At 52.0% G+C, this 9712-nt stretch carries 9 protein-coding genes; all 9 read right to left on the bottom strand.

The window, feature by feature from the left end; genetic code table 11:
• Positions 1 to 280 precede the first annotated feature (280 nt).
• Positions 281 to 490, bottom strand: coding sequence for a DUF1858 domain-containing protein (locus tag B5D39_RS10795; RefSeq protein WP_078790480.1), 210 nt, complete (start codon positions 488 to 490; stop codon positions 281 to 283).
• Between the two features lie 10 nt (positions 491 to 500).
• Positions 501 to 977 carry a transcription elongation factor GreA gene (gene greA / locus B5D39_RS10790; RefSeq protein ID WP_078790479.1) on the bottom strand — a complete coding sequence of 159 codons (477 nt, stop codon included), beginning with the start codon at positions 975 to 977 and terminating at the stop codon, positions 501 to 503.
• A 3-nt stretch (positions 978 to 980) separates the two neighbouring features.
• A complete protein-coding gene (gene carB, locus B5D39_RS10785) occupies positions 981 to 4229 on the bottom strand; it encodes a carbamoyl-phosphate synthase large subunit (protein ID WP_078790478.1) in 3249 nt (1082 codons plus the stop codon).
• Positions 4230 to 4372: 143 nt separating this feature from the next.
• Positions 4373 to 4702 carry a DMT family protein gene (locus B5D39_RS10780; protein WP_078790477.1) on the bottom strand — a complete coding sequence of 110 codons (330 nt, stop codon included), beginning with the start codon at positions 4700 to 4702 and terminating at the stop codon, positions 4373 to 4375.
• A gap of 7 nt (positions 4703 to 4709) precedes the next feature.
• Positions 4710 to 5213 (bottom strand): ferritin-like domain-containing protein, encoded by a 504-nt coding sequence (locus B5D39_RS10775; protein WP_078790476.1) that lies wholly within the window; start codon positions 5211 to 5213, stop codon positions 4710 to 4712.
• Positions 5210 to 6124 carry a radical SAM protein gene (locus B5D39_RS10770; RefSeq protein WP_078790487.1) on the bottom strand — a complete coding sequence of 305 codons (915 nt, stop codon included), beginning with the start codon at positions 6122 to 6124 and terminating at the stop codon, positions 5210 to 5212. The genes B5D39_RS10775 and B5D39_RS10770 overlap by 4 nt, the downstream gene beginning before the upstream one ends.
• 50 nt (positions 6125 to 6174) lie before the next feature.
• Entirely contained in the window at positions 6175 to 7308 is a 1134-nt protein-coding gene (gene carA / locus B5D39_RS10765; RefSeq protein WP_078790475.1) for a glutamine-hydrolyzing carbamoyl-phosphate synthase small subunit, read from the bottom strand.
• A 24-nt stretch (positions 7309 to 7332) separates the two neighbouring features.
• The gene (locus B5D39_RS10760; RefSeq protein WP_078790474.1) at positions 7333 to 8610 is read right to left on the bottom strand and encodes a dihydroorotase; all 1278 of its coding nucleotides are present in this window, start codon (positions 8608 to 8610) and stop codon (positions 7333 to 7335) included.
• A gap of 164 nt (positions 8611 to 8774) precedes the next feature.
• The gene (locus B5D39_RS10755) at positions 8775 to 9707 is read right to left on the bottom strand and encodes an aspartate carbamoyltransferase catalytic subunit (RefSeq protein WP_078790473.1); all 933 of its coding nucleotides are present in this window, start codon (positions 9705 to 9707) and stop codon (positions 8775 to 8777) included.
• Between the last annotated feature and the right edge of the window lie 5 nt (positions 9708 to 9712).

Below are 9712 nucleotides of genomic sequence, written 5' to 3'. Positions count from 1 at the left end.
GGGCTTTCCTCAGGAGGAACTATCGCTGGAACGGCAGAGCCTTTTCAAGTCTCACCGGCAGAGCCGGTGGTTTACTGAAAACCTTCAATTACCTTTAAGTGGCGCTATGAATAGCTGACGTTCTGATCCGCCATCAATCTCTTGGAAAGTTGCCAACAAGTAGTACTTGTGTCATGCATGAGGAGGGCCTCCACAGCGGGAAAATAAAAAAGAAGAATAGTAACAAAATAAAATCCCTTTGTTGGTATTCTCAAAGGGATTTTAGCATCAGTAGGAGATTCTATTTTACCGCAGCATTAAGGTCTGCCAACAGCAGTTCTGGATCAAGTCCGTGGTTGATGGCTCCCAGGTCAATCGGCTCACTCTGGGCACCCATGCAGCTGGCACAGGCCAGATTATATTTTTTCAGAACCTTTGCGGTCTCAGGATAGGTACGCAACATCTCAAGAAACGTCATATCTTTGGTTATTTTAGCTGCTGCCTGTGCCATACCCTACCCCCTACTCGTATTTGATCTCAATGATTTCGTATTCTTTAGTACCAGCTGGAACCACAACCTTAACGGCATCATCCAGCTTGTGCCCGATCAGCGCCTTACCCACCGGCGAGGTGCAGGAGATCTTGCCCAGCTTGATGTCAGCCTCATCCTCGCCAACAATCTTGTAGGTAATCTCTTCTTCTGATGCGGTATCATACAGGGTAACCGTGGCACCAAAGACCACTTTATCCGGCTTAAGACCGGTCAGGTCAACCACATGGGCACGGGCCAGCTTGCCCTGCAGCTCCTGAATCCTGCCCTCAATAAACCCTTGGCGATTCTTGGCAGCATCGTATTCAGCATTTTCTGAAAGGTCACCATGACTGCGTGCTTCAGCAATATCCTGAATCACCTTGGGACGTTCTTCTCTGATCAAACGCTTCAGTTCTTCCTGAAGTGCCTCATGACTCTCTTTGGTTAGCGGTATATTGTTGGACATCGTTTACTTCTGCTCCTGACAAAGATAATCCTGCAGCGGTTTCACCCGCAAATCATGCCCTTTCAGGTCAATGATAGCATCAACAGCGGCATTGGCGCCGGTGGCAGTGGTGTAGTAAGCCACGCTGTGCATCAGGGCTTCGCGACGGATGGAGAATGAATCTGCCACTGCCTGAGCACCCTGGGTGGTATTGATCACCAGCTGCACTTCACCGTTTTTCAAGGCATCAACAATATGGGGACGGCCTTCCATAACCTTGTTGATCCGACGTACCGGGATCCCCTTTTCTTCAAGGAATGATGCTGTACCGCCGGTGGCAATGATGCCGAATCCGGCTTTATACAGTTTTTCCGCAGCTGAGACAACATGTTTCTTGTCTCCATCCCGTACGCTGATAAAGGCATTACCGGATAGCGGCATCTTGACATTGGCGCCCAACTGGGATTTAGCAAAGGCCTCGGCAAAGGTATCACCAATTCCCATTACCTCGCCGGTGGACTTCATCTCTGGTCCCAGAATGGTATCCACGCCGGGAAATTTAACAAACGGGAAGACCGCTTCCTTGACCGAGAAGTAATCCGGCACAATGTCACCGGAAACGCCCAGCTCTGCCAGAGTTTTACCCGCCATGATCCGGGCAGCAATCTTTGCCAGCGGACGTCCAGTAGCCTTGGAAACAAACGGTGCGGTACGGGAGGCACGGGGGTTAACCTCAAGGATATAGATGGTGCCATCCTTAACCGCATATTGAACGTTCATCAGGCCGATCACGTTCAGCTCCAGGGCCATGATCTCGGTCTGACGGCGGACCTCGGCAATCAACTCCTGTGACAGCGAGTATGGCGGCAATGAACAGGCAGAATCACCGGAATGGATACCAGCTTCTTCAATATGCTCCATAATCCCGCCGATCACCACCTGCTTACCATCGCAAAGGGCATCCACATCGATCTCAATGGCTGCATCCAGGAATTTATCCACCAGGATCGGGTGCTCTGGTGAAGCCTGCACCGCAGTCATCATGTAGCGCCGCAGGTTCTCCACATCGTAGACAATCTCCATGGCTCGCCCACCCAGTACATAGGAAGGACGCACCACCACCGGATAGCCGATCCGGTTGGCCACTTCTTCAGCTTCTTCAAAGGAACGGGCTGTACCGTTCTCAGGCTGCAACAGGTTCAGCTTATGCAGCATTTCCTGGAACCGCTCACGATCCTCAGCCCGGTCTATGGCATCCGGGCTGGTACCGATGATCGGCACTCCGGCCTTTTCAAGGGCCACTGATAACTTAAGCGGTGTCTGACCACCAAACTGCACGATCACACCCACTGGATTTTCCTTGGCAACAATCTCCAGCACATCTTCCTGGGTCAACGGCTCAAAGTAGAGACGGTCAGAAGTATCATAATCAGTGGAGACCGTCTCAGGGTTGCAGTTGACCATGATGGTCTCATAGCCATCCTCTGCCAAGGCAAAGACGCCATGCACACAGCAGTAGTCAAACTCGATCCCCTGGCCGATCCGGTTGGGTCCACCGCCAAGGATAATGATCTTCTTGCGGTCAGTAACCTCTGCCTCGCACTCTTCCTCATAGGTTGAATAGAGATAGGGGGTATAGGCCACAAACTCGGCAGCACAGGTATCCACCCGCTTGTACACCGGACGGACCTTCAGGCTCCAGCGCAGTTCACGTACCTGGTCTTCGCTGATCTTCCAGAGCTTTGCCAACATCTTGTCAGAAAAACCGTACTGCTTGGCTTCATACAGCTGGTCACGGGTAACAGCAGTTGGATTCAGGCCCTTCAGCTCATCTTCTTTTTCAATGATCTGACGCATGTTATTCACAAACCAGGGATCAAAGGCGGTATGCTTGTGAACCTCATCAACGGTCATGCCGCTGCGCAGGGCATCTCCCAGATACCAGAGCCGGTCTGCATTGGGGACACTCAGCTTCTCCAGCAACAGTTGCTGTTCATGGTCAGTCAAAGAACGCCGGGTCTCTTCGCCAAGATCAAACAGCTTGGAATCAAAACCGCAGACACCGATCTCCAAAGAACGCAGCGCCTTCTGGAACGATTCCTTAAAGGTCCGGCCAATAGCCATAACCTCCCCCACTGACTTCATCTGAGTAGTCAGTGTGGCATCAGCAGCCGGGAATTTTTCAAAGGTAAAGCGCGGGATCTTGGTAACTACGTAATCAATGGTCGGCTCAAAACAGGCCGGGGTCTCGCGGGTGATGTCATTGCGGATTTCATCCAGGGTATAGCCAACAGCCAGCTTGGCTGCAATCTTGGCGATCGGGAAGCCGGTGGCCTTGGAGGCCAGGGCAGATGAACGGGAGACCCGCGGGTTCATCTCGATTACCACCAAACGGCCATCACGGGGGTTGATACCGAACTGGATATTGGAGCCGCCGGTATCAACGCCGATCTCACGGATGATCTTCAGAGAGGCATCCCGCAGAATCTGGTATTCCTTGTCGGTCAGGGTCTGGGCCGGGGCCACGGTGATGGAGTCACCGGTATGGACCCCCATTGGATCAAAGTTCTCAATGGAGCAGATGATCACCACGTTGTCAGCGGTGTCACGCATTACCTCCAGCTCATACTCTTTCCAGCCAATTACCGATTCCTCAACCAGGATCTCATCGGTTGGTGAGGCATCAATCCCCACCATGGCCATCCGCTCGTACTCTTCCATGTTGTAGGCAATGCCGCCACCGGTACCCCCCAGAGTAAAAGAGGGGCGGATAATGGCCGGAAAGCCAACCTGCTTGACAACCTCCATCACCTCTGCACGGTTATGGGCCAAGCCTGACTTGGGCACGGACAGACCGATCTTCTCCATGGCCTGCTTGAACAGGGTACGATCCTCAGCCTTTTTAATGGCAGGCAGCTTGGCACCGATCAGCTCAACGCCAAACTTGTCCAGTATCCCCATTTCAGCCACGCTAACTGCCGTGTTCAGGGCGGTCTGCCCCCCCAGGGTGGGTAGAACAGCATCAGGGCGCTCTTTTTCAATGATCTTGGCCAGAATCTCAGGGGTGACCGGCTCCACATAGGTGCGGTCAGCAAAATCAGGGTCAGTCATGATGGTGGCCGGGTTACTGTTCAGCAACACCACCTCATAGCCTTCCTCTTTCAGCGCCTTACAGGCCTGGGTACCGGAATAGTCAAACTCGCAGGCTTGGCCAATCACGATCGGCCCTGCTCCGATGATCAGAATTTTTTTAATGTCTGTTCTTTTAGGCATGTACAACTCCTTGCAAAATTAGGAAATGCGATTGTTTCGTCAAGGTCAAGGCGACCAAGAGACTATGCGGAGGCGTACTACGATAGTACACCGCACAAATAGTCTTGATGGTCAACGCCGAGATTGACGAAAGAGCGCATTTCTCAGCGAAATATAAAATATACTGCTCCGGCCAGACAACATCCGGCCCAGAGGTAATCAAGCTTCAGTGGAACACCCATGTAAAACACGGCAAACGGGACAAACACCGCCAAAGTGATAACTTCCTGGGTGATCTTCAGCTGTGCCAGACTGAATGTACCGTGATAGCCGATCCGGTTGGCCGGCACCTGCACCAGGTATTCAAAAAACGCGATCCCCCACGAGACCAGGACAGCAATAAACCAGTGCCAACTACTCAGGTTCTTTAAGTGGGCATACCAGGCAAAGGTCATGAAAATATTTGATATAAACAGCAAAACGACAGTTTTCATACCTGCTCTACGCTGTACTGATCATAGAATCGAGCGCAGCTTGCAAACGTTCGATATGCTGTTGATCAGCTGCCATCATTGCATTAAACATGTTTTTGAAGCTTTGGTCTTCAAATGAGGCAACACACACAAGATGCAAATCTGAAAGATAATGTTCTAGTTTTATGGCTGTTGATAACGCGTCCACAAGTTTTGGTGGATTTGCTTCACATCTTTTAATCAATTTTTCCAATTCACCCACAACAAAAACAGCCTTTTGCATATCAATGTTTAAGGTAACTCCCAGACTTTTTTTCATCTTCAACGCAAGGGTAAACTGATCAGCATGATGCTGTTCTTCATCTGCAGTCTTTGTCCATATTGATTTGATATCTGCGTCATCAGCATAAAGATCTGCAAAAAATAGATACAATTTCCTAGAAAGCAGCTCGATCTCACGACATTTTTCTAAAATTTGGGTATCATCAGATCGTGTAGTTGGTTCTTGCATTAAATCATCATCTCCGGTCACTCTGTTCCCAGCTCCTGCACCCAACCGTTTTCAAGGCCAGCTGCTTCTAGTGCCTCTACTGCGGCGTCATATTCGTCATGAACCACCCCACGATTAATCCCTGCTGTGGTGGTTGCCTGCCAGGCAGGAAAATACTGGCTCATCAAGGCGATATGAGTCTGCTCGCCAAGGTGATCAGCGATCCATGGCAGGGTTTCACAAGAACCTGCCCTGCCTTGGGGTAACACCAGATGCCGGATAATCAAACCCTGCAGGGCAATACCCTGATCATCCACCTGAAGATGACCTACCTGATGTAACATCTCCTGGACAGCAGCATGGTTGAACGCTGTGTAGCCAGGAGCGCCGGACAGTTCCTTAGCCTGGGTATCATCAGCATACTTCATATCCGGCAGATAGATGCTCACGACCCCATCCAGCAGCTGCAACACCTCTATTGTTTCATAACCACTGGAGTTCCATACTATCGGCAGAGTAAAGCCTTGTGGTATGGCCTGCCAGAGCGCTGCCAGAAACTGTGGCAGCCAGTGGGTGGGGGTAACCAGATTAAGGTTGTGAGCCCCCCGTTTCTGCAGCCCCAGCATCCGTTTTGCCAGCTCAGCGGTGCTGATGCTCTCACCATTGTTCTGCTGGCTGATTGGAAAATTCTGGCAGAACAGACAGCTTAGGGTGCAGCCTGAAAAAAAGATCGTGCCTGATCCCCTGCTGCCGCTAATCGGAGGTTCTTCCCCGTGGTGCAGATTGGCTGAGGCTATACGGGGTTTGAGCCCGCTCCGACACCTGCCTTGCTCTCCCTTGATCCGGTTTATTCCGCAGCTATGAGGACAGAGATCGCAGGCCAACAGCCTGCGGTATCCCTCGCGAACCCGTTGTAACAGTTCACCTGATTGATAAAGAGCGTGATAATGCATCAGGTCAAGATTGAGGTTCAGGTTAAGGAAAAGCTGCACTTAACCTCAGTCTAAGCCTGAACCTGTTTCTCCTTCTCCATAAGCTCCACAAACCGCCCAAACAGATACTGCGAATCATGGGGACCGGGTGACGCCTCTGGGTGATGCTGTACCGAGAAGATCGGCAGACTGCAATGCCTGATACCTTCAACGGTCTGGTCGTTCAGGTTTTCATGCCCCAAACAGGCAACATCACCCAGCGACTCGAGATCTACGGCAAAACCATGGTTCTGGGAGGTAATTTCAACCGTACGGGTAGACATATCCATGACCGGCAGGTTTGAACCGTGGTTGCCGAATGGCAGCTTAACAGTCTTGCCACCCAATGCCAGCCCCAGCAGCTGGTGTCCCAGACAGATACCGAAGATCGGCTTTTTGCCGATAAACTTACGAATCTCCTGTTGCACAGCCACCAGCGGTTCCGGGTCACCCGGGCCGTTAGAAAGGAAGATACCATCAGGATTCATGGCCAGCGCCTCTTCGGCCGGGAACGTTGCAGGCACTACCGTGACATCACAGCCAGCATCCACCAAACAACGCAGGATGTTGTACTTGATGCCAAAGTCGTAGGCCACCACCTTGTATTTCATTGTTGCGGGATCAATTTGGGGATAGCCCTCCCCCAGTTTCCAGGCCCCTTCAGTCCAGTGGTATGGCTTGTCACAGGAGACACCTGAGGCCAGGTCAAGACCAGCCATACTGTGAAGTGCTTTGGCCTTGGCCACCAGCGAGGCATGGTCAAAATCCACGGTGGAGATGATCCCGTTCTGCGCCCCCTTATCCCGCAGGTGACGGGTCAGGGCACGGGTATCCAGACCATGGATACCAACTACACCATTCTCCTTCAGATAGGCATCCAGTGTCATGGTGGAACGGAAGTTGGAAGGAAAGTCCAGATACTCCCGCACAATAAAGCCGGACAGGAACAGGCCACGGCTCTCGATATCCTCAGGGTTAATGCCGGTGTTGCCGATCTGGGTATAGGTCATGGTGACCATTTGTCCCTTGTAGGAGGGGTCAGTCAGCACCTCCTGATAACCGGTCATGGCGGTGTTGAACACCACCTCACCAGTCACTTCGCCACCGGCTCCAAATGATTTGCCTTCAAAGATGCGCCCATCAGCCAGCGCAAGGATTGCTTTCATGCGTTAGTACTCCTGAATTCTTGATTATCTACCTGAAAATACTACCTTACCACCAACAACCGTACAAGCTGCTGCACCGGTCATGGATTCCCCCAGCCAGGGTGAGTTCTTGGACTTGCTGGCCAGAGCTGCTTCGGTCACGGTCCACTGTTTTTGGGGATCAATCACGCTAATGTCAGCCACACTGCCTGCCTTAAGCGATCCACGACCAAGACCCAATAGTTCTGATGGCTTGCAGCTCATTTTTTCAACCAACTGCGAAAGAGTCAGCAGCCCTTCATCCACCAGTTTAAGGGAGAGCGGCAGCGAGGTTTCCAGACCAACAATACCGTTCATGGCCTCGTTGAATTCAACATCCTTTTCATCCAGATGGTGGGGGGCATGGTCAGTTGCAATACAGTCAATGGTGCCATCTTTCAGGCCAGCCTTGATTGCTGCCACGTCATCAGCCTCACGCAGAGGCGGGTTCATCTTGGCATTGGTGTTATAACCCCGTACCGCATCATCGGTCAGGGTAAAATAATGGGGAGCGGTCTCGCAGGTTACCTTGACACCGCGGGCCTTTGCCTCCCGGATAATCCGCACAGAACCTTTGGTGGAGACATGGGCAATATGGATCGACGCACCAACATACTCAGCCAGCATGATTTCACGGGCAGTGGCAATATCCTCGGCTACACGGGGAATTCCCTTCAGACCCAGCTCGGTTGAGGTAAAGCCCTCATTCATCACCCCTTCACCCACCAGTTCCAGCTCTTCTGCATGGGAGATGACCATGATGCCGATACCGGCAGCGTACTGCAGGGCGCGCCGCATCAGTTCGCTGTTTTTGACCGGTTTGCCATCATCAGACACCGCCACGCAGCCGGACTCTTTCAGCTCGCCCATCTCAGCCAGACGGTCACCGTGCATCCCCTGGGTAATGGTTCCCACCGGGAAGACATTGCAGAAACCATCGGTTTTAGCCTTGTTGATGATATATGAGGCGATTGCCTTGTTATCAATGGCAGGCTTGGTATTGGGCATGCAACAGACAGAGGTAAAACCGCCGGCTACCGCTGCCCTGGTACCGGAAATAATATCCTCTTTATACTCCAGACCTGGGTCGCGCAGATGCACATGCATATCAATCAGGCCAGGCACCACATACTTACCGGTGGCGTCAATGGTCTCTGCACCAGCCGGAGCTGCCAGATCTTTACCGATTTCCTTCACCAGGCCGTTTTCCACCACAACATCAAGGGTATCATCAATCCCCTGACTGGGATCAATCACTCTGCCGCCTTTGATCAAAAGGTTCATATAAATCACCTCAAAAATTAAGTTTGTTAAATAGCTCTGATAGAACGCTCAATTTTGTGCAAGGTCTAGGAAGATGAGCGTTTGCGCGGAGGCGTAGTAAACGCTACGCCGCACAAGAAAACGTGAAATCTGACAACAAGATTGCGCAAAAGTGTGCGTTCATTTTACTCTACAGAACCGCCGCCACAAACGTGATACAGCATGGACATACGGACAGCGACGCCGTTCTCCACCTGCTTCAGGATATGGGACTGGTTGCCATCCACCACATAGGAGGACATCTCAACCCCGCGGTTGATTGGGCCAGGGTGCATGACCATGGCATCCGGCTTGGCCAGCTTCAGGTTCTCCGGGTTCAGACCAAAATAGCGGGAGTATTCGCGGGTATTGGGCATCAGGGTCTTGCCCTGGCGTTCCTGTTGAATCCGCAGCATGATCACCACGTCAGCATCCTGAATCGCCTCTTTCATGGTGCCACAAACCGTGACATTACCCAGCCGCTCAACACCCGGAGGCATCATGGTAGGCGGACCAGCCAAGTAGATGGATGACCCCATCTTGGTCAGGCCCTGGATATCAGAGCGGGCAACCCGACTGTGGGTGATATCACCCACCATTGCCACCTTGAGACCATCCAGCCTGCCAAACTTGTCCTTGATGGTCAGCATGTCCAGCAACCCCTGGGAGGGATGCTCATGGGCGCCATCACCGGCATTGATGATGGAGCAGCCAACCTTTTTAGACAGAAAATAGTGGGAACCAGAGACCGCATGGCGCATCACAATGATGTCCGGTTTCATGGCCAGCAGGTTCAGGGCTGTGTCAGCCAGGGTCTCCCCTTTGGTGGCAGAGCTGTTAGAAGGGGCAATATTAACCGTATCCGCAGAAAGCCGCTTGCCGGCAATCTCAAACGAGGTACGGGTACGGGTGGATGATTCGTAGAACAGGTTGATGATGGTCTTACCCCGCAGGGTAGGCACCTTCTTGATGTCGCGGCTGTTCACCTCTCGCATGTTTTCAGCAGTGGAGATCAAAAGTTCAATCTCTGCCTTGCTCAGGTCCCGCAGTGCAATAATATCCTTATGCTTGAATTCCATGGCCC

This window comes from Trichlorobacter thiogenes, from assembly GCF_900167465.1.
GTDB classification, from domain to species: Bacteria; Desulfobacterota; Desulfuromonadia; order Geobacterales; family Pseudopelobacteraceae; genus Trichlorobacter; species Trichlorobacter thiogenes.
Note: the sequence above shows the minus strand (reverse complement) of the source record. Positions and strands in the feature narration are given on the sequence as shown.

Coding starts and splice junctions, on each gene's coding strand:
- B5D39_RS10795 (WP_078790480.1), bottom strand. CDS start 490: ATGGCACAGGCAGCAGCTAAAATAACCAAAGATATGACGTTTCTTGAG.
- greA (WP_078790479.1), bottom strand. CDS start 977: ATGTCCAACAATATACCGCTAACCAAAGAGAGTCATGAGGCACTTCAG.
- carB (WP_078790478.1), bottom strand. CDS start 4,229: ATGCCTAAAAGAACAGACATTAAAAAAATTCTGATCATCGGAGCAGGG.
- B5D39_RS10780 (WP_078790477.1), bottom strand. CDS start 4,702: ATGAAAACTGTCGTTTTGCTGTTTATATCAAATATTTTCATGACCTTT.
- B5D39_RS10770 (WP_078790487.1), bottom strand. CDS start 6,124: ATGCATTATCACGCTCTTTATCAATCAGGTGAACTGTTACAACGGGTT.
- carA (WP_078790475.1), bottom strand. CDS start 7,308: ATGAAAGCAATCCTTGCGCTGGCTGATGGGCGCATCTTTGAAGGCAAA.
- B5D39_RS10760 (WP_078790474.1), bottom strand. CDS start 8,610: ATGAACCTTTTGATCAAAGGCGGCAGAGTGATTGATCCCAGTCAGGGG.
- B5D39_RS10755 (WP_078790473.1), bottom strand. CDS start 9,707: ATGGAATTCAAGCATAAGGATATTATTGCACTGCGGGACCTGAGCAAG.